This is a genomic window from Escherichia sp. E2562 (assembly GCF_005781075.1).
Classification (GTDB): domain Bacteria; phylum Pseudomonadota; class Gammaproteobacteria; order Enterobacterales; family Enterobacteriaceae; genus Escherichia.
In genome coordinates this window covers 373,352-397,116 of sequence record NZ_VATM01000003.1, presented here as the reverse complement: position 1 = coordinate 397,116, position 23,765 = coordinate 373,352, and the positions used below count along the sequence as shown (strand labels likewise).

Genomic DNA, 23,765 nt, shown 5'->3' with positions numbered 1-23,765 from the left:
GATCAACCATCTGGTTGGTTGATCTGCGATAATGATCACAGGACATTTGATAACTCGATGAAAGACAATGTTTTGCCTTTTTGCTGTCGCTGAGATCAAATACGGTTATGATAGCCATCACGAAGAAGACGTGGGGAAGCGGAATGTATCTTGATACCAGTCACGCGCAAAACCTGAAGGAAAAATTGTTGTTATGCGCAGTCAATGAATTTGCCGAATATGGCTACGAAGGGGCCAGAGTCGATAATATTGTGAAGGCCGCAGGGTGCAGTAAACAGACGGTTTATCACCACTTCGGGAACAAAGAAAATTTATTTATTGAAGTTCTGGAATATACCTGGAATGATATTCGGCAAAAAGAAAGATCCCTTGATGTTTCTGGCCTTCCGCCACAAAAAGCCATAGAGGAAATTATCGATTTCACCTGGGATTATTATATATCTAATCCCTGGTTTCTAAAGATCGTGCATAGCGAAAACCAAAGTAAAGGTGTGCATTATGCGAAATCACAGCGCCTCCAGGATATTAACCACGCGCACTTGCAGTTAATGGAGTCATTATTGGCTGAAGGGAAGAAACGTAATATTTTTAAGCCAGATATCGACCCGCTGCAGGTGAATATTAATATTGCTGCACTCGGGGGATATTATTTGATAAACCAGCATACACTTGGCCTGGTTTATCACATCAGTATGGTTTCACCGCAGGCGCTGGAAGCCAGACGTAAGGTCATCAAAGAAACTGTCCTTAGCTGGCTTCTGATTGACCCTTCAGCTATCGAGCGCGAATAAAACTGCCATCCGGCTGGCGGGTAAACAAGACTTGTTGATTATTCCCCGTATCAATGGTTAAGCCCGTCACCACGCCGCTGGCGTTCTGGCGGATTTTCACTATCTGCCCGTTTTGCAAATTACTTAATGGTTTACCTGCGCCTTCTACCTGTGCCATTGCGTATACATCGGTAGGAGGCAGACCGTGGTCGCGGAACAGTTGTGCCATCGTTTTACCGGCTTCAACACGATAAGAGCGCCATTGATTGTCAATACCGCTATCTGGCTGGAAAGGTTGCGCTTGCGTAGTTTGCTGCTCTTCCGGTTGACCTTCCTGTATTGGTTCTGGAGCGACCGGGGCAACTTGATCCGGATCGTTTTGCGGCGTAACTAGCTGCGCCCGAAGTTGTTCTTCTGTCGGCGGCTGAGATTGCGACTGAATATCCAGCTGCGCTTCACGCGTCACGACGGGGGAGTCGGGCGCATCCTCAGACGGAAGCAGAAAACCGACCACCAAAATAATGGCGGCAATAATAATCCCCCGACGATGCATCGGTGGTAGCGGATCCATGAAGCGAAAGTTGTCTGGCGCGTGCCAGACCTTCTCCAGGGTTGGTTTTAGTTCAAAGCGCCCGGGCATGGTTTCCTCCTGCTCCGCGTCTTGTTCCTCAATCATAGCCTATGAATAAGCTAACGCTATGATGTCCGTGGTAAACCCGCCTCTATTATATTCATACGGGATATTGCTATTGTTTCTTTTTCCCCGGGATTTGTCATCACTCTCGCGACAAAGTTTTACCCAAGGAAGTGTGGCTGATATGCTGCCCGTTACTTTATACCCTGAGGAAGGAAATACGATGACCACCCCAACTTTTGACACCATCGAAGCGCAAGCAAGCTACGGCATTGGTTTGCAGGTAGGGCAACAACTGAGTGAATCTGGTCTGGAAGGGCTGCTGCCAGAAGCGCTGGTTGCAGGTATTGCCGACGCGCTGGAAGGCAAACATCCGGCTGTTCCGGTTGATGTGGTGCACCGCGCGCTGCGTGAAATCCATGAACGTGCCGATGCTGTTCGTCGTCAGCGTTTCCAGTCGATGGCTGCTGAAGGTGTGAAATATCTTGAAGAAAACGCTAAAAAAGAAGGCGTGAACAGCACTGAATCCGGCCTGCAATTCCGCGTGATCAACCAGGGCGAAGGCGCAATTCCTGCCCGTACCGACCGCGTCCGCGTTCATTACACCGGTAAATTGATCGACGGCACTGTATTTGACAGCTCTGTTGCCCGTGGCGAACCGGCTGAATTCCCGGTGAACGGCGTGATCCCTGGCTGGATTGAAGCACTGACTCTGATGCCAGTAGGTTCTAAGTGGGAACTGACTATCCCGCAGGAACTGGCCTATGGCGAGCGCGGCGCTGGCGCGTCCATCCCTCCGTTCAGCACCCTGGTGTTTGAAGTCGAGCTGCTGGAAATCCTCTAAACAGCGTATTCTGTTCCCCTCGAGCCAGAGGGGAGCAGGCATTTAGCAATAAACCCTTCAGTTTGCCAATAGGCGATATTTTGTGTTGCAAACACTCCGTAAGCGTGTATTTTTGTGAGCTGTTTCGCGTTATCACCGTGATATGACACTCACTTTAAACATAAAATTAACATTAGATCTAAATCTTAGTATTCATCCCACGTATTGTTTCCTAATATCGATGAGTCCCGATACAGATTCGTCGTATCATAGACTGACTAAAGGCCGCAGAGCCTGAACAACACAGACAGGAAGAAAAAACATGGTAGATCAGGTAAAAGTCGTTGCCGATGATCAGGCTCCGGCTGAACAGTCGCTACGGCGCAATCTCACAAACCGGCATATTCAGCTTATTGCCATTGGCGGCGCCATTGGTACGGGGTTGTTTATGGGATCCGGTAAAACAATCAGTCTTGCCGGGCCGTCGATCATTTTCGTTTATATGATCATCGGTTTTATGCTCTTTTTCGTGATGCGGGCAATGGGGGAATTGCTGCTTTCGAATCTGGAATACAAATCTTTTAGTGACTTCGCTTCCGATTTATTAGGGCCGTGGGCAGGATATTTCACTGGCTGGACTTATTGGTTCTGCTGGGTGGTTACCGGTATGGCGGACGTGGTTGCCATCACGGCTTATGCGCAGTTCTGGTTTCCGGGGCTATCTGACTGGGTCGCCTCGTTGGCGGTGATAGTGCTGTTGCTGACCCTGAACCTCGCCACCGTGAAAATGTTCGGTGAGATGGAGTTCTGGTTTGCGATGATCAAAATCGTCGCCATCGTGTCGTTGATTATCGTCGGCCTGGTCATGGTGATGATGCACTTCCAGTCTCCGACCGGTGTGGAAGCGTCATTTGCGCATTTGTGGAATGACGGCGGCTGGTTCCCGAAAGGCTTAAGCGGCTTCTTTGCCGGATTCCAGATAGCGGTTTTCGCTTTCGTGGGGATTGAGCTGGTAGGTACTACTGCTGCGGAAACCAAAGATCCTGAGAAATCACTGCCGCGCGCAATTAACTCTATTCCGATCCGCATTATTATGTTCTACGTCTTCGCGCTGATTGTGATTATGTCCGTGACGCCGTGGAGTTCGGTAGTCCCGGATAAAAGCCCGTTTGTTGAACTGTTCGTGTTGGTGGGGCTGCCTGCTGCTGCCAGCGTGATCAACTTTGTGGTGCTGACGTCTGCGGCTTCTTCCGCTAACAGTGGCGTCTTCTCTACTAGTCGCATGCTGTTTGGTCTGGCGCAGGAAGGTGTGGCGCCGAAAGCGTTCGCTAAACTCTCTAAACGTGCAGTACCAGCGAAAGGGCTTACCTTCTCTTGTATCTGTCTGCTCGGCGGTGTGGTGATGTTGTACGTGAATCCAAGCGTGATTGGCGCGTTCACGATGATCACGACGGTTTCCGCGATTCTGTTTATGTTTGTCTGGACGATTATCCTTTGCTCATACCTGGTGTATCGCAAGCAGCGCCCGCACCTGCATGAGAAGTCAATCTACAAGATGCCGCTCGGCAAGCTGATGTGCTGGGTATGTATGGCGTTCTTTGTGTTCGTCATCGTGCTGCTGACGCTGGAAGATGACACCCGCCAGGCGCTGCTGGTTACCCCACTGTGGTTTATCGCGCTGGGGCTGGGCTGGCTGTTTATTGGTAAAAAACGCATGGCGAAGTAATGCCGCTAAGGCACCTGCGGGTGTCTTTCAGGCTGCAAAATTGCCTGATGCGCTACGCTTATCAGGCCTACAGAACCTCTGCAATATATTGAATTTGCGTGCTTTTGTAGGCCGGATAAGGCGTTTACGCCGCATCCGGCATGAACAAAGCACACTTTGTCAGCAATCTCCTTTGTCTTTATACATTCCTAAAAATACTTCCTGTCATCGACAGCTCTCAGGCGCGGGCTTACCGTGGATCTTTGCCACTCATTGCAGAGTTCACTATGGCTAAGCACAGTTGGTTATTAATCGCCGCATTACCTCTCTCCATTTCACCTTCCTGGGGCGCAGATTTTTATTACCGCCAGCAGGAGAAAAGCACGGTTTATGTCGCCGAACAGAAGGGAGAAAAAGATGAGATCCTCTCCGAACTGCCGGACGTTAATTTTTCCCGCCTCTGGCGCATTGCCAATTTAGCCAATAAACAAGAAACCCGTTTACTGTCCGATTTTAATCCCGATAAGTTCGATTGCGATGATGAGGGGGATTGCCAGCATACCTGGCTCACCGATGGACGCTCTGTTCTTTGGTCTGGCAAAGTCCTGAAAAATCCACCCGGTAAACCTAAAGTCGATGCCGCCAGTTTTCAGGCATTCGGCGCTTTCGCTGCCGATAAACGCAGCGTCTATTTTGACGGCCAGCGTACCGATGATAATAGCGGTGATAAGCAGGTAGATATGTCAACTCTGGAAGAGACGGACATCTGGAATTTACTGCGTGATAAAAATAGTCTCTGGCATAAGGGGCGCTGGTTGGGAAGCGCTGACGGGTTTCAAATCGTGCGGCATGATTCATCCCTGCAATTTGTTGTGCTGACAAATTCGCAGGTGATTGTTAATGGCAAGCCGCTGCCCGCCGATCGCAAAACCTTTCAGATTAAACGTTGGATGCCTGGCGAACGGTTGGTTTATCGCGATAAAAGCGGTGAGCATGACTATGAGCTGGAGGATACCAGCTATCGCTGTGCACCTTTTAATATTGGTCTGAATAACGTGTCCTGGCTCAAACATAAAGCCACTCCAGCGGGCAGTGAGTGTATTTATGAAACGCTGGCGGGAGTTGATCCGGAATATTTTTATCTATTTGTTCGGAATACCGGTTTATATAAGAACCAAATTTATAAAGTCACAACCAACGCCCTGGGCGAAGGGGAGTTGATTAATCTCAAGCCAGAGGATCTCTCCGACTCACTTGAAGCAGGTGGTAGTTGGGGATTAACTAACACGTTTATATCAACAGACGGGCAGCTTTACACTCAACAAGCGACTGGAATTGGGAAAGAGCACGCCCAACAAGGTGAATGGCTGCGTTATAACTTAGGTAAGGGAGGTTGGTCATCGGTGAAGCAACCCCCGAGCGGTCTTAAACCCTTATTTAAATAACCTCTTCACGCTAACAGCTTCAGGATGACGCTATGTTGCCAATTAAACCCTTTTGTCTCGCACTGGCTTTATTTTCAACCTCCTCACTAGCCTGCTCCGGTGTGCCTACTGCTGTGTTTTATTACCAGCCGTGGGGGCAAGGCACAAAATATATCGTTGAAGATAGCGACGGTTACGGACTCTATTTCCCGGATATTCATATACCACAGGTGAAGTTCAAACAACTGCGCCGTGTATCTGACGGCACTGATGATGAATATGATTCTCCTGATGATATCAATAATGATTTTGTGCAGGTGGATGCTGGCACTAATATCAGAACTAACGGTAGTTGGCGTTTCGACTGGTTGACCGATGGCCGCCATATTTTATGGGCAGGGAAAATAGTCCAGAACCCGCCGGGAACACCGAAAGTCGATGCCGCAACATTCCGCGCCTGGGGCCGTTTTGCCGCTGATAAAGACAGCCTCTATTTTGATGGCGAACGCACGGATGATAATCACGGCGAAAAACAGGTCGATATGGATTCGCTGCAACAGGTAGGGGGGAGGATGAATTCAGTTGATTCCGCGGATGTGCTGAAAGATCGTCGTAATCTTTACTTTCAGGGACGCTGGTTGGGTAGTACGCAAGGATATTCTATTCTTGACATTAAACCCTGGGTCCAACGGAATATTCTTTATTTGCCAAATAGTTGTGAAAGGTGGGGGCATCCCGCACCCTGGGATACAATCTGGCGGACTAAATCGCAGGTCTTTGTGAATGGAGATGCCATCAACGCCGATCCGGATACCTTTCATATTGTGCGCTGGATAGCCGGTTCACTGCTGATTTATCGCGATAAAGACGGGGAGAAACGTTATGCGTTCGGTAAAAATTGCCGGAGTACGTTTGACCTGCAGCGGGATAAAGTAACATGGTTGACGCGTGATGCTTCCCGGCACGCTAATGATTGCCGGGTTGCGACTATTCCTGATGTTGATCCGGAATATTTTCGCCCGCTGACGGAGAATGTGGCGCAATATAAAGATTCGCTCTATCTGGTGAAATATATATCTGCAGTCGAAAAAACGCTGTCGGTCATACATTTACCAGGCCCACAACAAGAATTACAGGAAGGTGCTAATGTTGTAGGGAACAAAGTTTATTTCATTGCGAGCGATGATGTGACTATTTTTGATATCAATGGGCAATGGCAGTGGTATAAAAGCTCCGATGGCACACCATTAAATTATTTAGCACATGACGATCGCTATACGTATTTTATTAATGGAGACACGGTTGAGCATTTTGAACTGAAAGGCCAATGGACCTGGTTTAAAGACGCTAATGGTCAATTATCAGATACCTTTGCTCATGATGACCATTATATTTATTACGTAGGCGATGGGCTGGTTCGTGATGCGAAGCGGCGTAATGAGACTCGACAACTCAATGCGGCGCATCTTGATAAAAATGGCAGTCTGCTTACCGTTGAAGGCAGGTACACCAGTTACAACAATGAATTACTTCCATTGAATGACTGAGTCACTTAATAATCAACGATCCTGCTCATGTCAGGATCGTTGATCGAACAAATCACTCACCCGCCAGCGCGCGCGGGAACAGTACATTGTTTTCCAGACTGATGTGCTCCATCAGGTCATCAATCAGTTCATTAATGCCGTTATACATCGCTTTCCAGGTGGTGCAGGCTTCCGGCGGCGGTGTGACGTTATTGGTGGTGTGTTTAATCACTTCCAGCAGTTCACCCGCTTCATCGTGCTCGCTTTCCATCACGCTGATTGGCCCCATTGCCTGGCTGCCCATGCCTTGTTTGATCATCGGGAAGAGGATCTGCTCTTCTTTCATCATGTGGCTGGAAAGCTCTTCATGCAGCATAGTCAGATATTTTGTCAGCCCTTTTGGAACACTCGGTTTGTCGGCGTGAACGCGCTCTACTTTGGTAGCTTGCAGGATCAGCTCCGGCAGCTGCTCGCGGTGACGATCGTGGTAGCGCACGATGATATGATCGATGATTTCCGCCAGCGGCGCGCTACGCCAGTCTTTCTCAATCGGTTGTTCAGCAAGCTTTGCCAGCTCGGCCTCAATGACGTCAACATCCAGCTCTTTACGTGCCGCAGCACGAGCCAGCGTCTGCTTACCGCCACAGCAGTAATCCATATCATATTTACGAAACAGAGCCGAAGCGCGAGGAATAGAGAGCGCCAGTTCACCTAAAGGTTGGTCGCGATAAGCCATAGCGGATACCTCATTCTTAATAATATAAGATGTATTTTAAATGCATCTTTAAGGCAAAAGCTATAACCCTTACGTAGCAGAGGCTTATTTAACTTACTGCCAGCATGTCAACTTTCTGAGACAGATTCAGTTAAAGGCTTTTCCGGTTTTGCTCTGACTGCAATGACCACGCCAACCACTAACAGCGCGATACCGCTCAGCGTCATCAGCGGTGGAATTTGTTGGCGTAGCAAAAAGGTGTACAGCAAACCTGCCAGCGTTTCGAAAACAATCAGCGGCCCGAGAATCACTGTCGGTAATCGCTGGCTGGCGACGTTCCAGCAGAGTGCACCGACCCATGAGCAAAGTACGGCAATGGCAATCATCAGACTAATAAACACCAGCGGACGGGGGCCAAAGGGTAGGGAGAAGTCCGGCGTTTGGGCATTCAGCCAGTAACAAGCGACGAGATAGCCGATGAGAGAAACCGGCAGTGTGACCAGTGCCTGGGCCGTCGCCCACATCATTGGATGTTTGTCTGGGTTTTCCCGCAGCCAGCGGGCGTTGCGCAGGGCATACCACGCCCAACAGACTACAGAGACTGACGCCAGCACGATGCCTGAGGTATAACGAGCCCAGTCAAAATCGGGGAGTCCGTGGTTTAACTCAGCAATATTCACACACGCCAGGCCGATGCCAATACAAACCAGCGCCGGGGCGAGTTTTCCCCACGCGAGTTTGCCGTCGCGCTGGCTATAAAGCAGATTGGCGAAGACAGGAATAACTACCGGCAGAGTTCCGATAATCATCGTGGAAACAGGCGCGCCGGTACGTTGAATGGCACTGGCGAGACAGAAGTAATAGATGAGGTTGCCCATCATGGTGAGCATTAGTGCGGTAAGCCAGTCGCGACGCGCCAACTGACGCAGACGCACGCGTCCCAGCCAGGCAATGGGCAGCGCAATTAACCCTAACGCCAGATAACGCCCCATCGACTGCAACATCGCTGGGTATTCTGGCACGATCAACGGCCCGACAAAAATAAGCCCCCACATCAACCCTGCTAACAGGGCGTACAGCACGCCGCTAATCATTACTGGCATCCATTGGTCTGTCAGAAGAAAGTTCAGGAAGCAGACGTGATTGCTCCCGGCATCCCGTCATTATCAGAGAGGATGCGGGAGGATGCCACTTTAATTAACTAGTTATTAACATTAAAAAGATGGCTTACGCTTTCGGCTAGCGTTGTCGTTGGGCGGCCAATTAATTTGCTAAGCGTTTTGCTGTCATCAAACAGACCGCCTTTCGATGCGCCAACGTCAGAATCCGCCAGTCCGTCAGGCAGTCCGACGCTTTTCAGTGCCGCGGCGAAATCGGCTTCGCTCAGGTTTTGATAGGTAACCTGTTTGCCGCTCTGTTTGGTTAGCTCTGCCGCTAACTGTGTCAACGTCCAGGCACTATCGCCCGCCAGTTCATAAATTTTGCCTTCGTGGCCTGTTTCGCTCATTACGCGCGCCGCAGCTTCTGCATAATCTGCGCGCATGGCTGAGGCAATTTTGCCATCGCCCGCGGCACCGATAAATACGCCGTGCTCCAGTGCTGCCGGGGCGCTGGCGAGGTAGTTTTCGGTGTACCAGCCGTTACGCAGCAGGGTATAAGCGATGCCAGAATCAGCCAGCATTTTCTCGGTTTCGATGTGCTCATCGGCGAGGCCGAGCGGTGAGGTATCTGCATGTAGCAGGCTGGTATAAGCGATAAATTTCACGCCAGCCGCCTTTGCGGCATTAATAACATTACGATGCTGCGGGGCACGTTGACCCACTTCGCTGGAAGAGATCAGCAGCAGTTTTTCCACGCCCTGTAGCGCAGATGTCAGTGCGGCTTCATTTCCGTAGTCAGCCTGACGCACGGCAATGCCTTGTGCGTTCAATGCATGGGCTTTTGCCGGATTACGAACGATAGCCACTATTTGGCTGGCAGAAACCGATTTCATCAAGGATTCAATAATATAGTGACCAAGTTGGCCAGTTGCGCCAGTAATAGCGATCATGGGAAGTCTCCATCTGTTTGTCTTGTGTTTAAATACGCTAACACCTAAACTTACTTTTAGTAAGTACGTACAAAAAGGTAAGTATGAGATGAGTCAGGTTAGCCTGTCGCAACAACTGAAAGAGGGAAATCTCTTTGCTGAACAGTGCCCTTCGCGCGAGGTGTTGAAACACGTCACCAGCCGTTGGGGGGTATTGATTCTGGTGGCGCTACGCGAAGGTACTCATCGCTTTAGCGACCTGCGGCGCAAAATCGGCGGGGTGAGTGAAAAGATGCTTGCGCAGTCGTTACAGGCGTTAGAGCAGGATGGTTTTCTTAACCGTATCGCGTATCCGGTGGTGCCGCCGCATGTGGAATATAGCCTCACGCCGCTGGGCGAGCAGGTGAGCGAAAAGGTTGCTGCACTGGCGGACTGGATTGAGTTGAATTTGCCCGAGGTGTTGGCGGTGCGGGATGAACGTGCGGCATAACAGCCGGATGCGCTGCGCTTCTACGGCCTACGGTTCATAGCTTGTAGGGCGGATAAGATGCGCCAGCATCGCATCCGCCAGGAAGAGCCGGATGAGCTGCGCTTATCCGGTCTACGGTTCATGGCTTGTAGGGCGGATAAGATGCGCCAGCATCGCATCCGACAATAAATGCCGGATGCGGTTGATGATTTGTAGGCCGAAAATGAAGTGTTTTACTTACTCAAATCCACCTGATAAATCGCAAAGCCGATATCATCGGTCGCGACTTTATTCATCGGATACTGCCCTTTCTCTTTAATAAATGCTGCGGCTTTATCTGACGGGGATGTTTCGAAACGGATATCCAGTTTCTTATCGCCAGCAATCGGCGCTAGACGCCAGTTGTTATCTGCCGCCGGGTGGATTTCTCCCGCACGTTTAGACTCTTCAGCAATCCACGCTGCCAGTACCGAACGGTTCTCATCCGGTGAAGTAAAGGCAATATGGCTATCACCTGTTCCGGCAAATTTGCCGCCGTAAGCGCGATAGTTATTGGTGGCAACGAGGAACATGGCGTTCGGATCAATGGGTTTACCGTTAAAGGTCAGGTTCTTAATCCGCTCTGCATTGGCATTAACCACCTGACATTCGCCGTCATAGCGGGCGGGCTGGGTAACATCAATCTGATAATTCACGCCATCAATCACATCAAAGTTATAGGTACGGAAACCATCCCAGTTGATGAGTGACTGTGGTTGAGTGCTGTTGGGGTCTATCTGATTAAACTGCCCGGCGGAGCACTCCAGCCACTCTTTCACCTCTTTACCGCTGGCTTTCACCACGATAAGCGTATTGGGATAGAGATAGAGATCGGCGGCATTACGGAAGGTCAACTGGCCTTTTTCCACTTCGACATAACTGGCAGGGTCGTTCTTACGCCCACCGACTTTAAACGGCGCGGCAGCAGAGAGCACCGGCAGTTTTGCCAGGTCCGGATCGCCCTGAATGTAATGTTCGACATACGCTTTTTGCGCGTTGTTCACTACCTGCACGGTCGGATCATCCTGCACCAGCGCCAGATAGCTATACATGTTGTCGGCAGATTTACCGATCGGTTTGCTGACAAACTGGCGTGTGGCGTCGTGATCGGCTTTGAGCGTATCGACCAGTTTACTGTCTTCCGCCGCGAGGGATTTTTTATTGGCGATATCGTAGATTGGGCGAGCCTTCGCTTTCGCCTGCGTCACCTGCCATTTCCCGCTGTCATTATTGAGTTGCAGATCGACCACGCCCAGATGATCGCCCCACATGCCAGGCATTACCGCCGGAACGCCGTTCAGCGTACCTTTGGCAATATCCGCGCCTTTAATATCGGCAAAATCTTTACTCGGGAAGACGGCGTGAGCATGGCCAAACATAATGGCGTCAACGCCCGGAATTTCACTGAGATAATAAACTGAGTTTTCCGCCATCACTTTATACGGATCGGCAGACAAACCAGAATGCGCCAGGACGACAACAACATCGGCCCCTTTCTCGCGCATTTCTGGTACGAACTTGCGCACCGTTTCAGTAATATCGTTAACGGTGACTTTGCCGGATAAATTGGCTTTATCCCAGCTCATAATCTGCGGTGGCACGACGCCAATGTAGCCAATTTTCAGCGTCTGTTTTTTCCCGTCTTTATCGACCACTTCGGTGTCTTTAATTAAATACGGCGTAAACATCGGCTGTTTGGTCTTAGCGTCAATGACGTTGGCGTTTATATAAGGGAATTTCGCCCCTGCCAGCGCATTTTTCAGGTAATCCAGACCGTAGTTAAATTCATGATTGCCGAGTGTGCCGACCGTATAATCCAGCGTATTCAGCGCCTTATAAACCGGATGAACATCACCTGCTTTTAATCCTTTCGCCGACATGTAATCTGCCAGCGGACTCCCCTGAATCAAATCGCCGTTATCGACCAGCACGCTGTTTTTCACTTCATTACGCGCGCCATTAATCAGACTCGCAGTACGAACCAGTCCGAATTTTTCTGTGGCGGAGTCTTTGTAATAATCGAAATCCATCATATTGCTATGCAAATCAGAGGTTTCCATTATGCGGAGATCGACTGTTGCCGCATTCACACTGGCGGCAATCAGCGTAGCAAGGAGCGTTGCACTAAACTTAACCATCTGGGCATCCTTTTATGAATGAGTAGATGAAACGTCTTTCATACAGAGCGTTGAAGGATGCCATAAATAATAAATCAGGAAACGATGACGCCATCACAGTTGGCGGATTCTTTAACGATAGGGTATAAGTAAAACAACGAGTTAACACCACTGAAACAAAAGAGGTGGAGAATGTTAGAACAAGTATGTCAACTCGCACGGATTGCGGGCGATGCCATTATGCAGGTCTACGACGGGACGAAACCGATGGACGTCGTCAGCAAAGCGGATAACTCACCGGTGACAGCGGCGGACATTGCCGCGCATACCGTAATCATGGACGGTTTACGTACGCTGACGCCGGATATTCCGGTTCTGTCTGAAGAAGATCCTCCCGGCTGGGAAGTCCGTCAGCACTGGCAGCGTTACTGGCTGGTGGACCCGCTGGATGGCACTAAAGAGTTTATTAAACGTAACGGCGAATTCACCGTTAATATTGCGCTCATCGACCACGGAAAACCGATTTTAGGTGTGGTGTATGCGCCAGTAATGAACGTAATGTACAGTGCGGCAGAAGGCAAAGCCTGGAAAGAAGAGTGCGGCGTGCGCAAGCAGATTCAGGTACGCGATGCGCGGCCGCCGCTGGTGGTCATTAGCCGATCCCATGCGGATGCAGAGCTGAAAGAGTATCTGCAACAGCTTGGCGAACATCAGACGACGTCCATTGGCTCTTCGCTGAAATTCTGTCTGGTGGCGGAAGGGCAGGCGCAGCTCTACCCACGTTTCGGACCAACCAATATTTGGGACACTGCCGCCGGCCACGCTGTTGCTGCTGCAGCCGGAGCGCACGTACACGATTGGCAGGGTAAACCGCTGGATTATACCCCGCGTGAATCGTTCCTGAACCCAGGATTCAGAGTTTCTATTTATTGAGCAACTTATGCAGCAAGTCCATCACTTGCTGCACCTCTGCCTGGGTGAGCGCTCCGTCCTTCGCCCATTGCACTCGGCCGTCTTTATCGAGCACGGCAATGGCAGAACTCTCTTCATCCAACTGCCAGGCGCCGCGCGCGACGCCGTTGCTATCGACAATAAACTGCGACCACGGATAAAGCTTTTTATTACTTTCCAGACTGCTGCGCACAAACATGCCGGAACCCGGAATTGCGTCATCTGTGTTGACAATGGTGGTGGTCTGGTAGCGATCGTGCGGCAACTTCGCCGATTTAATCGCTTCTATCAGCGTCGCGTTTTTCTCTTTGGCTGACGTACGACCAGCTATATGTTGTAGCACTCGCACTTTTCCCGCTAACTGCGCGCTGTTCCAGGTTTTGTAGCTAAACTGATCTTTATCAAGCACCAACTCGCCACGATCGGTAATGCCAATCGGCGGTACTCGCTGGCCGGTTTCGAACTGATGTGCAGAGGCCATCATCGGCAGCAGCAGGCAGGTGAGGGCCAGAATCTTGCGTAGAGTCATGGTGTTTCCTTCTTATGATATGCAGGTGATCCGACCACTTGGGTCTGACTTTTAATCATATGTGCTATTTATCGAAAATCCCGCAAGTGTGATGCCAGTTTGCGGACAAGCGCACAAATCATATGAAAAATGAATGCTTATACTAAAGATTCTGATTAGGCGAAAAGATAATTCTGAATAATTGTAACGTTACGGTAAAAAAACTCATACAGGCTGGAAACATTACCGCAGTAGTCTATAGTCATTAGGCATTAAAATTTGCGCCTCATAATAGTTGGACCGATTGTGGTACCGCAAAGGCGTAATACTCAGCAGGAGACAACAATGAAAATTTTCCAACGGTACAACCCACTGCAAGTGGCGAAGTACGTGAAGATCCTGTTTCGTGGACGGTTATACATCAAGGATGTTGGCGCTTTTGAATTTGATAAGGGTAAAATTCTTATCCCAAAAGTGAAGGATAAACTGCATTTATCAGTGATGTCCGAAGTAAACCGTCAGGTTATGCGTCTGCAAACAGAGATGGCTTAACCAAAGTGCTATGCAGTAATAAGACGGCTCCTGATTCAGGAGCCGTTGATGTTTCTGAGGTTATGCGACGTTTTCTTCTTTATCTTTATCTTTATCTTTGTCTTTATCTTTAGCGTCAGTCAGTTTTGGCGAAAGGACGGTGGCTTTGCTGTCGATCCGCGTTACCAGCAGCTGGTCGATGCGGTAGTTATCGATATCCACCACTTCAAATTTGTAGCCGGCGAATTTCACCGAATCAGTGCGTTTGGGGATCTTACGCAGCATAAACATCATAAAGCCGCCAATGGTTTCGTAATTGCCTGACTGCGGGAACTCGTCAATATCCAGTACACGCATCACGTCATCAATCGGTGTTCCACCATCGATTAGCCATGAGTTCTCATCACGCGCCACAATCTGCTCTTCCAGACCCTGACCAACCAGATCGCCCATCAGTGTGGTCATCACGTCGTTGAGGGTGATTATCCCCACAACCAGCGCGTATTCATTCATGATTACTGCAAAGTCTTCGCCCGCAGTTTTAAAACTTTCCAGCGCCTCAGAAAGGGTCAGCGTGTCTGGCACGATCAGCGTGTTGCGAATTTGTACGCCACTGTTCAGCGCCAGGCTTTGATTGGCCAGCACGCGGTTAAGCAGATCTTTCGAATCCACATAGCCGATGATGTGGTCGATATCTTCAGTACAGACGAGGAATTTTGAGTGCGGATGTTCCGCCACTTTATTCTTCAGACTTTGCTCGTCTTCGTGGAGATCGAACCAGATGACGTTCTCACGCGGAGTCATAGACGACGGGACAGTACGGGATTCAAGCTCGAACACGTTTTCAATCAGTTCATGCTCTTGTTTACGTAATACCCCCGCCAGCGCCCCCGCTTCTACTACCGCGTAAATATCATCGGAAGTGATGTCATCCTTGCGCACCATCGGCAGTTTAAAGATACGGAAGATCATGTTCGCCAGGCCGTTGAAGAACCATACCAGCGGGGTGCAGACGTACAGGCAGAAGCGCATCGGGTTGATGATACGCAAAGCCACAGCTTCTGGCGCAATCATACCGATGCGTTTCGGGGTTAAATCCGCAAACAGGATAAACATGCCAGTCACTAACGAGAAAGAGAGAATAAAGCTCAGTTGCTCAGAGAGCTCTGCCGACATATAGCGGGAGAACAGGCTGTTAAAAGCCGGGGAGAACGCTGCATCACCGACGATACCGCCGAGAATCGCCACTGCGTTCAGACCGATTTGTACCACGGTAAAGAACATGCCGGGATTTTCCTGCATATTCATAACGCGTTGGGCATTTATATTGCCTTCATCAGCCAGCAGTTTAAGTTTGATTTTGCGTGAGGCGGCAAGCGAGATCTCGGACATCGAGAAGAACGCACTTACGGCGATCAAGCAGAGTATGACTAAAATACTGTTTAACATATCTTATCTAACCGTTCAGGTCAGATCCTCGGAAGGGGAAGTTGATTAATTTGTGTGAAATACACATTGAAAGCCGATTCGAAGAGAGTGAACCGGCATTTTCAGAGGCTAGTATAGCGTAAGGTACTGTAAAGTCGCCAGAGGGTTAAATTTTTGTCTCATTTCACTTTGGGGCCACCTTTTAATACTACACTTCAGGCGGCAGACAAACGCCTATTCCACCAATTCCGCAATAGCCATAAGGGTTTTTATGTAGATACTGTTGGTGGTCATCTTCGGCATAATAGAACGGTGTGGCGTTAGCAATCTCGGTGGTTATCTGGCGATTGTCATCGGCGGTGAGCATTGCGGCCTGAAAACGTTCCAGACTGGCGCGGGCGGCGGCATCCTGTTCTGGTGTCAGCGGGTAAATCGCGGAACGGTACTGCGTGCCGTGATCATTACCTTGACGCATCCCTTGTGCAGGATCGTGGTTTTCCCAGAAAACCTGCAACAGTTGTTCATAGCTGATTACCGACGGATCGTAAACCACTCGCACCGCTTCGGCGTGGCCGGTCTCACCGGAACACACTTCCCGATAAGTCGGGTTTGGCGTGTAACCGCCAGTGTAGCCTGCGGCAGTACTGTAAACACCGGGAAGTTGCCAGAAAAGGCGTTCAACGCCCCAGAAACAGCCCATCGCAAAAATGGCGATCTCCATTCCGTCAGGCACATTTGTCATTGAGTGACCGTTGACCGCATGCAGCGTAGCTACGGGCATCGGGGTATTCCGTCCAGGAAGGGCATCGGTGGGGGAAACCAGATGCTTTTTATCAAATAAACTCATGGTGTCGTTCTCCCGAAAGTCGGTCATAGGGGTTTAGGTTGTAACAAGGGACGTATTTGCACACAATAACCCCCGTGAATGGGTCTAAAGTAAAACATAAGTAATATTTTGGGTTTAGTCTGCTTTTTAATCCATATTGCTGGATTATTGTTAAGCCGTTTAACGGAGTTCCAGGGGCAGGAATAAAGGATATTCAGGAGAAAATGTGCGCTATATCCGACAGTTATGCTGTGTAAGCTTACTCTGCTTTAGTGGTTCTGCCATCGCCGCGAATGTCCGTCTACAGGTGGAAGGGTTATCGGGACAGCTGGAAAAAAACGTTCGTGCACAGCTTTCTACGATTCAAAGTGATGAAGTGACGCCAGACCGGCGCTTTCGCGCACGTGTTGATGATGCCATTCGGGAAGGTCTAAAAGCACTGGGCTATTACCAGCCAACAATTGAATTTGATCTCCAGCCACCGCCAAAGAAAGGACGGCAGGTGCTGGTTGCTAAAGTTACACCGGGTGTACCCGTGTTGATTGGCGGCACCGATGTAGTCTTGCGCGGCGGTGCGCGAACCGATAAAGACTATTTGAAGTTGCTGGATACTCGCCCGGCTATAGGTACGGTGCTAAACCAGGGCGATTATGAAAATTTCAAAAAGTCCTTAACCAGTATTGCGCTGCGTAAAGGCTATTTCGATAGCGAATTTACCAAAGCTCAGTTAGGCATAGCGCTTGGCCTGCATAAAGCTTACTGGGATATTGATTACAACAGTGGCGAACGTTACCGCTTTGGGCATGTCACTTTTGAAGGTTCGCAAATTCGCGACGAGTACCTGCAAAACCTGGTACCGTTCAAAGAAGGCGATGAATACGAGTCAAAAGATCTGGCGGAACTGAACCGTCGCCTTTCCGCGACTGGCTGGTTTAATTCGGTGGTAGTGGCACCGCAATTTGATAAAGCGCGCGAAACGAAAGTATTACCATTGACGGGCGTGGTTTCGCCGCGAACAGAAAACACCATCGAAACTGGGGTCGGTTACTCTACGGACGTGGGACCGCGCGTGAAAGCGACGTGGAAAAAGCCGTGGATGAACTCATACGGTCACAGTCTGACTACCAGTACCAGTATTTCCGCGCCGGAACAGACCCTCGACTTCAGCTATAAAATGCCGCTGCTGAAGAATCCACTGGAACAATATTATTTGGTGCAGGGCGGTTTTAAGCGTACTGACCTGAATGACACCGAATCCGATTCCACTACCCTGGTCGCTTCCCGCTACTGGGATCTTTCCAGCGGCTGGCAGCGCGCAATTAACCTACGCTGGAGTCTCGACCACTTTACTCAGGGTGAAATTACTAACACCACAATGCTGTTTTATCCAGGGGTGATGATTAGCCGGACGCGATCACGCGGCGGCCTGATGCCGACCTGGGGCGACTCGCAACGCTACTCTATCGACTATTCCAACACAGCCTGGGGATCGGATGTCGATTTCTCCGTTTTCCAGGCACAGAACGTCTGGATCCGCACACTGTACGATCGCCATCGCTTTGTTACGCGCGGCACGTTGGGCTGGATTGAAACCGGTGACTTCGACAAAGTACCGCCGGATCTGCGTTTCTTCGCCGGGGGCGACCGCAGTATTCGCGGCTATAAATACAAATCTATTGCGCCGAAATATGACAATGGTGACCTGAAAGGGGCATCAAAACTAATTACCGGATCACTGGAGTACCAGTACAACGTGACCGGAAAATGGTGGGGCGCGGTGTTTGTCGATAGCGGTGAAGCGGTGAGTGATATCCGCCGCAGCGACTTCAAAACCGGCACCGGGGTTGGCGTGCGCTGGGAATCGCCGGTCGGGCCGATCAAGCTCGATTTCGCCGTACCGGTCGCGGATAAAGACGAGCACGGGTTACAGTTTTACATCGGTCTGGGGCCAGAATTATGAGTTTATGGAAAAAAATCAGCCTCGGCGCGGTTATCGTCATCTTACTACTGCTGGGCTCGGTGGCATTTCTGGTTGGCACCACCAGCGGCCTGCATCTGGTATTTAAAGCGGCGGACCGCTGGGTGCCTGGGCTGGACATCGGCAAGGTCACTGGCGGCTGGCGCGACCTTACCCTGTCTGACGTTCGTTATGAGCAGCCAGGCGTGGCGGTAAAAGCGGGCAATCTGCACCTGGCCGTTGGGCTGGATTGTCTGTGGAACAGCAGCGTTTGTGTTAACGATCTGGCGCTTAAAGATATTCAGGTCAACATCGACAGCAAAAAAATGCCTCCTTCTGAGCAGGTTGAAGAAGAGGAAGATAGCGGGCCGCTGGATCTCTCCACGCCGTATCCCATCACCCTGACGCGCTTGGCGCTGGATAACGTCAACATCAAAATTGATGACACTACGGTGTCGGTGATGGACTTCACCTCCGGCCTGAACTGGCAGGAGAAAACCCTGACCCTGAAACCGACGTCGCTGAAAGGCTTGCTGATTGCCTTGCCGAAAGTGGCGGACGTGGCGCAGGAAGAAGTGGTCGAGCCGAAGATTGAAAATCCGCAGCCGGAGGAAAAGCCGCTCGGCGAAACGCTGAAAGATCTCTTTTCTCGCCCGGTATTACCGGAAATGACCGACGTGCATTTGCCGCTTAACCTGAACATTGAAGAGTTTAAAGGCGAGCAACTGCGCGTGACAGGCGACACGGATATCACCGTGAGCACCATGCTGCTGAAAGTGAGCAGCATCGACGGCAATACCAAACTGGACGCGCTGGATATTGACTCTAACCAGGGGATTGTCAATGCCAGCGGTACGGCACAATTGTCCAACAACTGGCCAGTAGATATCACCCTCAACAGCACTTTGAATGTGGAGCCGTTGAAAGGTGAAAAGGTGAAGCTAAAAGTGGGCGGCGCGCTGCGCGAACAGCTGGAGATAGGCGTTAACCTTTCCGGCCCGGTGGATATGGATTTGCGCGCTCAGACGCGGCTGGCGGAAGCCGGACTGCCGCTCAACGTGGAAGTGAACAGCAAACAACTTTACTGGCCGTTCACTGGTGAGAAGCAATATCAGGCGGATGACCTGAAACTGAAACTCACCGGCAAAATGACCGATTACACGCTGTCTATGCGTACGGCGGTGAAAGGGCAGGAGATCCCGCCAGCGGCCATTACCCTTGATGCGAAAGGGAATGAACAGCAGGTCAATCTCGATAAACTCACCGTTGCGGCGCTGGAAGGAAAAACCGAGCTGAAGGCGCTGCTCGACTGGCAGCAGGCCATTAGTTGGCGCGGCGAATTGACGTTCAACGGCATTAATACGGCGAAAGAGTTCCCGGACTGGCCATCGAAACTCAATGGTTTGATCAAAACGCGCGGTAGCCTGTACGGCGGCACCTGGCAGATGGACGTGCCGGAGTTGAAGCTGACCGGCAACGTCAAACATAACAAAGTGAACGTTGAGGGAACGCTGAAAGGCAACAGTTATATGCAGTGGATGATCCCAGGTCTGCATCTGGAACTGGGGCCAAACAGTGCCGAAGTGAAAGGCGAGCTGGGGGTGAAAGATCTCAATCTTGACGCCACCATCAATGCGCCTGGTCTGGATAACGCGCTGCCAGGACTTGGCGGTACAGCGAAAGGGCTGGTGAAAGTTCGCGGTACGGTGGAAGCGCCGCAGTTGCTGGCGGATATCACCGCGCGCGGCTTGCGCTGGCAGGAACTTTCTGTGTCGCAGGTTCGCGTGGAAGGCGACATCAAATCCACCGATCAGATTGCGGGTAAACTCGACGTGCGCGTTGAGCAAATCTCGCAGCCGGATGTGAATATCAACCTTGTTACTCTGAATGCGAAAGGCAGCGAAAAGCAGCACGAGTTACAACTGAGGATTCAGGGCGAGCCGGTTTCCGGGCAGCTTAATCTGGCAGGTAGCTTTGATCGCAAAGAAGAACGCTGGAAGGGAACACTTAGCAATACGCGCTTCCAGACGCCGGTCGGACCGTGGTCGCTAACGCGTGATATCGCGCTGGACTATCGCAATCAGGAGCAAAAAATCAGCATTGGGCCACACTGCTGGCTTAACCCGAATGCGGAACTGTGCGTGCCGCAAACCATTGATGCCGGGGCTGAAGGGCGTGCGGTTGTGAATCTCAACCGCTTCGACCTGGCAATGCTGAAACCGTTTATGCCGGAAACTACTCAGGCAAGCGGTATCTTCACGGGTAAAGCGGACGTTGCCTGGGACACCACCAAAGAGGGGCTGCCACAGGGTAGTATCACTCTTTCGGGGCGTAACGTGCAGGTGACGCAAACCGTCAACGATGCGGAGCTACCGGTGGCGTTTCAGACGCTGAACCTATCGGCAGAGCTGCGGAATAATCGCGCTGAGCTGGGCTGGACCATCCGTCTGACCAATAACGGCCAGTTTGATGGTCAGGTGCAGGTGACCGATCCGCAAGGCCGTCGGAATCTTGGCGGCAACGTCAACATCCGCAATTTTAACCTCGCAATGGTGAACCCCATCTTTACGCGTGGTGAAAAAGCAGCGGGGATGGTGAGCGCCAACCTACGTCTGGGCGGTGATGTGCAAAGCCCGCAGCTGTTTGGTCAGCTACAGGTCACAGGCGTGGATATCGACGGCAACTTTATGCCATTTGATATGCAGCCGAGCCAGCTTGCGGTCAATTTTAACGGTATGCGCTCGACGCTTGCGGGGACCGTGAGGACTCAGCAGGGTGACATCTACCTGAACGGTGATGCTGACTGGAGCCAGATTGAAAACTGGCGGGCGCGGGTAACGGCGAAAGGCAGTAAGGTACGGATCACCGTACCACCGATGGTGCGGATGGATGTGTCGCCTGACATCGTATTCGAAGCGACACCAAGCCTGTTTACCCTTGATGGTCGCGTGGATGTACCGTGGGCGCGCATTGTGGTGCACGATCTGCCGGAAAGTGCGGTGGGTGTCTCAAGCGATGTGGTGATGCTCAACGATAACCTGCAACCGGAGGAGACGAAAACCGCGTCAATTCCGATCAACAGCAACCTGATTGTCCACGTCGGCAATAACGTGCGCATTGATGCCTTTGGCCTGAAGGCGCGGCTGACGGGCGATCTCAACGTCGTACAGGACAAACAAGGTCTGGGCCTGAACGGGCAAATTAACATCCCTGAAGGGCGCTTCCATGCATATGGCCAGGATCTGATTGTGCGCAAAGGCGAGCTGCTGTTCTCTGGTCCACCGGATCAACCGTATCTCAATATCGAAGCCATTCGTAACCCGGATGCTACAGAAGATGACGTAATCGCTGGTGTTCGTGTCACCGGGCTGGCGGATGAGCCGAAAGCGGAGATCTTCTCTGACCCGGCGATGTCACAACAGGCTGCATTGTCTTACTTATTGCGTGGACAAGGGCTGGAGAGCGATCAGAGCGACAGCGCGGCGATGACTTCGATGCTGATTGGTCTGGGGGTTGCGCAAAGTGGTCAGATTGTGGGTAAAATCGGCGAGACATTTGGTGTAAGTAATTTAGCGCTCGACACCGAGGGGGTAGGTGATTCTTCCCAGGTGGTGGTCAGCGGCTATGTATTACCAGGCTTACAAGTGAAATACGGCGTGGGGATATTTGACTCTATAGCAACACTCACGTTACGTTATCGCCTGATGCCGAAGCTATATCTGGAAGCCGTGTCTGGTGTAGATCAGGCACTGGATTTGCTCTATCAGTTCGAGTTTTAGCTATGCGAATATTTGTCTACGGCAGTTTACGTCACAAACAAGGCAACAGCCACTGGATGACAAATGCCCAGTTGCTGGGCGATTTCAGTATCGATAACTACCAGTTGTATAGCCTGGGCCACTATCCAGGCGCAGTTCCGGGAAACGGAACGGTACATGGTGAAGTTTATCGTATTGACAACGCCACGCTGGCCGAACTTGATGCCTTGCGCACCAGGGGCGGTGAATACGCGCGCCAGTTGATTCAGACGCCGTACGGGAGTGCATGGATGTACGTTTATCAACGACCCGTCGATGGATTAACGCTGATTGAAAGCGGCGACTGGTTAGACAGGGATCAGTCATAATATAAACACGCCACCTTCGGGTGGCGTTGTTTTTTGCGATGTATCTCGCGATTTTTTTGTAACTTTCACATCTTTTGCTTTTCTCTCCGAGCCGCTTTCCATATCTGCAATCGCATAAAAAACTCTGCTGGCGTTCACAAATGTGCAGGGGTAAAACGGGGGCACGCTTTGAACGGTGAGTATGAGTGAGGTCGGCTAACTTCCAGCAAGTGGCTATGAACAGCAAAATGGTGGTCGAGTTTAGCTTGTTCTTACCGTTCAAGCCTTTCAACTGCTGAAAATAATAATAGTGGAGTAGATAGTTTATAAATTGCGGGCATAAAAAAACCCTTACTAACCGAAGCCCGGCGTTCAGGGTTATTGCGCTATACTCGTCATACTTCAAGTTGCATGTGCTGCGACTGCGTTCATTCACCCCAGTCACTTACTTCTGTAAGCTCCAGGGGATTCACTCACTTGTCGCGTTACTCGGCCTTAGGCCTCGCCCTTTCAGGGCCAACGCAAGCGTTGTTCAAAACGCCGCTGGCGTTTTGTCCTGCAAGTTGAATTATTTAGAGTATCTAAGAACTTATTTATTCTTTGCGCGCTCGAAGGAAGCAACGATTTCAGCTTTAGCGGCTTCAGCGTTTTCCCAACCTTCAACTTTCACCCACTTGCCTTTTTCGAGGTCTTTGTAGTGCTCGAAGAAGTGAGCGATCTGAGCTTTCAGCAGCTCCGGCAGATCGTTAACGTCTTTGATGTGATCGTATTCTTTGCTCAGTTTGCTGTGCGGAACAGCAACCAGTTTCGCATCTTCACCAGCTTCGTCGGTCATTTTCAGAACGCCAACCGGACGGCAACGGATCACAGAACCCGGCTGCAGCGGGTACGGAGTCGGGACCAGAACGTCAACCGGGTCACCGTCCAGAGACAGAGTGTGGTTGATATAGCCGTAGTTGCACGGGTAGAACATCGCGGTGGACATGAAGCGGTCAACGAACAGTGCGCCGCTCTCTTTGTCGATTTCGTATTTGATCGGATCAGCGTTAGCCGGGATTTCGATAACAACGTAGATGTCTTCCGGCAGATCTTTACCCGCAGGGACGTTGAGTAAGCTCATGTCTGTTTCCTTTAGAATATGTGGCAAACAAGTGCCGAGTATTATAGCCAACTCGCGCCGAATGTCTTCGCTTGTTTTCGCCCTCATT

20 protein-coding genes and 1 pseudogene are annotated in these 23,765 nt (G+C 50.8%); 11 read left to right on the top strand and 10 right to left on the bottom strand.

The genetic code is table 11. The features are described 5' to 3' along the window. The first annotated feature begins 143 nt into the window (after window positions 1-143). Entirely contained in the window at window positions 144-791 is a 648-nt protein-coding gene (locus tag FEK43_RS05750; RefSeq protein WP_130206029.1) for a TetR/AcrR family transcriptional regulator, read from the top strand. On the opposite strand, the gene ytfB is transcribed toward FEK43_RS05750, so the two are convergent. Beyond that, a complete protein-coding gene (gene ytfB / locus FEK43_RS05745) occupies window positions 775-1,410 on the bottom strand; it encodes a cell division protein YtfB (RefSeq protein ID WP_130259529.1) in 636 nt (211 codons plus the stop codon). The genes FEK43_RS05750 and ytfB overlap by 17 nt on opposite strands. A 217-nt stretch (window positions 1,411-1,627) precedes the next feature. On the opposite strand from ytfB, the gene fklB reads away from it, so the two are divergent. Both fklB and cycA read left to right on the top strand, forming a co-directional pair. Further along, on the top strand, window positions 1,628-2,248 hold the full coding sequence (gene fklB / locus FEK43_RS05740; protein WP_064525832.1) for an FKBP-type peptidyl-prolyl cis-trans isomerase: 621 nt from the start codon (window positions 1,628-1,630) through the stop codon (window positions 2,246-2,248). Window positions 2,249-2,549: 301 nt separating this feature from the next. Continuing rightward, a complete protein-coding gene (cycA, locus tag FEK43_RS05735; RefSeq protein WP_130206033.1) occupies window positions 2,550-3,953 on the top strand; it encodes a D-serine/D-alanine/glycine transporter in 1,404 nt (467 codons plus the stop codon). A gap of 41 nt (window positions 3,954-3,994) precedes the next feature. Here cycA and FEK43_RS23310 read toward each other — a convergent pair. After that, window positions 3,995-4,093 (bottom strand): annotated as a pseudogene (locus FEK43_RS23310) (hypothetical protein); the annotation flags it as partial. Between the two features lie 126 nt (window positions 4,094-4,219). Between FEK43_RS23310 and FEK43_RS05730 the strand changes: the two are divergent. Both FEK43_RS05730 and FEK43_RS05725 read left to right on the top strand, forming a co-directional pair. Beyond that, window positions 4,220-5,377 (top strand): hypothetical protein, encoded by a 1,158-nt coding sequence (locus FEK43_RS05730; RefSeq protein ID WP_135408865.1) that lies wholly within the window; start codon window positions 4,220-4,222, stop codon window positions 5,375-5,377. Between the two features lie 32 nt (window positions 5,378-5,409). Next, on the top strand, window positions 5,410-6,903 hold the full coding sequence (locus tag FEK43_RS05725) for a hypothetical protein (RefSeq protein ID WP_138158457.1): 1,494 nt from the start codon (window positions 5,410-5,412) through the stop codon (window positions 6,901-6,903). Window positions 6,904-6,955: 52 nt separating this feature from the next. Here the strand turns inward: FEK43_RS05725 and ytfE are convergent, their stop codons facing one another. From ytfE to FEK43_RS05710, 3 genes are all read right to left on the bottom strand, one after another. Continuing rightward, on the bottom strand, window positions 6,956-7,618 hold the full coding sequence (gene ytfE / locus FEK43_RS05720) for an iron-sulfur cluster repair protein YtfE (protein ID WP_000331451.1): 663 nt from the start codon (window positions 7,616-7,618) through the stop codon (window positions 6,956-6,958). 107 nt (window positions 7,619-7,725) lie between these two features. Continuing rightward, complete coding sequence (locus FEK43_RS05715; protein WP_131161393.1) at window positions 7,726-8,691, bottom strand: DMT family transporter; 966 nt, start codon at window positions 8,689-8,691, stop codon at window positions 7,726-7,728. 107 nt (window positions 8,692-8,798) lie between these two features. After that, a complete protein-coding gene (locus FEK43_RS05710) occupies window positions 8,799-9,647 on the bottom strand; it encodes an SDR family oxidoreductase (protein WP_135408750.1) in 849 nt (282 codons plus the stop codon). Between the two features lie 88 nt (window positions 9,648-9,735). Here FEK43_RS05710 and FEK43_RS05705 point away from each other — a divergent pair, with 88 nt between their 5' ends. After that, window positions 9,736-10,116, top strand: a complete 381-nt coding sequence (locus FEK43_RS05705) for a helix-turn-helix domain-containing protein (protein ID WP_000084622.1) — start codon at window positions 9,736-9,738, stop codon at window positions 10,114-10,116. 212 nt (window positions 10,117-10,328) lie between these two features. On the opposite strand, the gene cpdB is transcribed toward FEK43_RS05705, so the two are convergent. After that, window positions 10,329-12,272, bottom strand: coding sequence for a 2',3'-cyclic-nucleotide 2'-phosphodiesterase (gene cpdB, locus FEK43_RS05700; RefSeq protein WP_135408752.1), 1,944 nt, complete (start codon window positions 12,270-12,272; stop codon window positions 10,329-10,331). A gap of 171 nt (window positions 12,273-12,443) precedes the next feature. On the opposite strand from cpdB, the gene cysQ reads away from it, so the two are divergent. Next, complete coding sequence (gene cysQ, locus FEK43_RS05695) at window positions 12,444-13,184, top strand: 3'(2'),5'-bisphosphate nucleotidase CysQ (protein ID WP_130206045.1); 741 nt, start codon at window positions 12,444-12,446, stop codon at window positions 13,182-13,184. Here cysQ and FEK43_RS05690 read toward each other — a convergent pair. Beyond that, the gene (locus FEK43_RS05690) at window positions 13,174-13,731 is read right to left on the bottom strand and encodes a YtfJ family protein (RefSeq protein WP_135408754.1); all 558 of its coding nucleotides are present in this window, start codon (window positions 13,729-13,731) and stop codon (window positions 13,174-13,176) included. The genes cysQ and FEK43_RS05690 overlap by 11 nt on opposite strands. A 324-nt stretch (window positions 13,732-14,055) precedes the next feature. On the opposite strand from FEK43_RS05690, the gene FEK43_RS05685 reads away from it, so the two are divergent. Then, on the top strand, window positions 14,056-14,262 hold the full coding sequence (locus FEK43_RS05685) for a DUF1107 domain-containing protein (protein ID WP_000689228.1): 207 nt from the start codon (window positions 14,056-14,058) through the stop codon (window positions 14,260-14,262). A 60-nt stretch (window positions 14,263-14,322) separates the two neighbouring features. Here FEK43_RS05685 and FEK43_RS05680 read toward each other — a convergent pair whose 3' ends face one another. Beyond that, the gene (locus FEK43_RS05680) at window positions 14,323-15,690 is read right to left on the bottom strand and encodes a hemolysin family protein (RefSeq protein WP_135408757.1); all 1,368 of its coding nucleotides are present in this window, start codon (window positions 15,688-15,690) and stop codon (window positions 14,323-14,325) included. 187 nt (window positions 15,691-15,877) lie between these two features. Then, on the bottom strand, window positions 15,878-16,516 hold the full coding sequence (gene msrA / locus FEK43_RS05675; RefSeq protein ID WP_131161328.1) for a peptide-methionine (S)-S-oxide reductase MsrA: 639 nt from the start codon (window positions 16,514-16,516) through the stop codon (window positions 15,878-15,880). 205 nt (window positions 16,517-16,721) lie between these two features. On the opposite strand from msrA, the gene tamA reads away from it, so the two are divergent. The 3 genes from tamA to FEK43_RS05660 are packed head-to-tail and all read left to right on the top strand — an operon-like array spanning window position 16,722 to window position 22,578. Next, window positions 16,722-18,455: an autotransporter assembly complex protein TamA gene (tamA, locus tag FEK43_RS05670; RefSeq protein WP_130206051.1), complete on the top strand. Its 1,734-nt coding sequence runs from the start codon at window positions 16,722-16,724 to the stop codon at window positions 18,453-18,455. Further along, window positions 18,452-22,231, top strand: a complete 3,780-nt coding sequence (gene tamB, locus FEK43_RS05665; protein ID WP_135408760.1) for an autotransporter assembly complex protein TamB — start codon at window positions 18,452-18,454, stop codon at window positions 22,229-22,231. The genes tamA and tamB overlap by 4 nt, the downstream gene beginning before the upstream one ends. 2 nt (window positions 22,232-22,233) lie before the next feature. Next, on the top strand, window positions 22,234-22,578 hold the full coding sequence (locus tag FEK43_RS05660; protein WP_130206055.1) for a gamma-glutamylcyclotransferase: 345 nt from the start codon (window positions 22,234-22,236) through the stop codon (window positions 22,576-22,578). A 568-nt stretch (window positions 22,579-23,146) separates the two neighbouring features. Here FEK43_RS05660 and ppa read toward each other — a convergent pair. Beyond that, on the bottom strand, window positions 23,147-23,677 hold the full coding sequence (gene ppa, locus FEK43_RS05655) for an inorganic diphosphatase (protein WP_000055075.1): 531 nt from the start codon (window positions 23,675-23,677) through the stop codon (window positions 23,147-23,149). Window positions 23,678-23,765 lie beyond the last annotated feature (88 nt).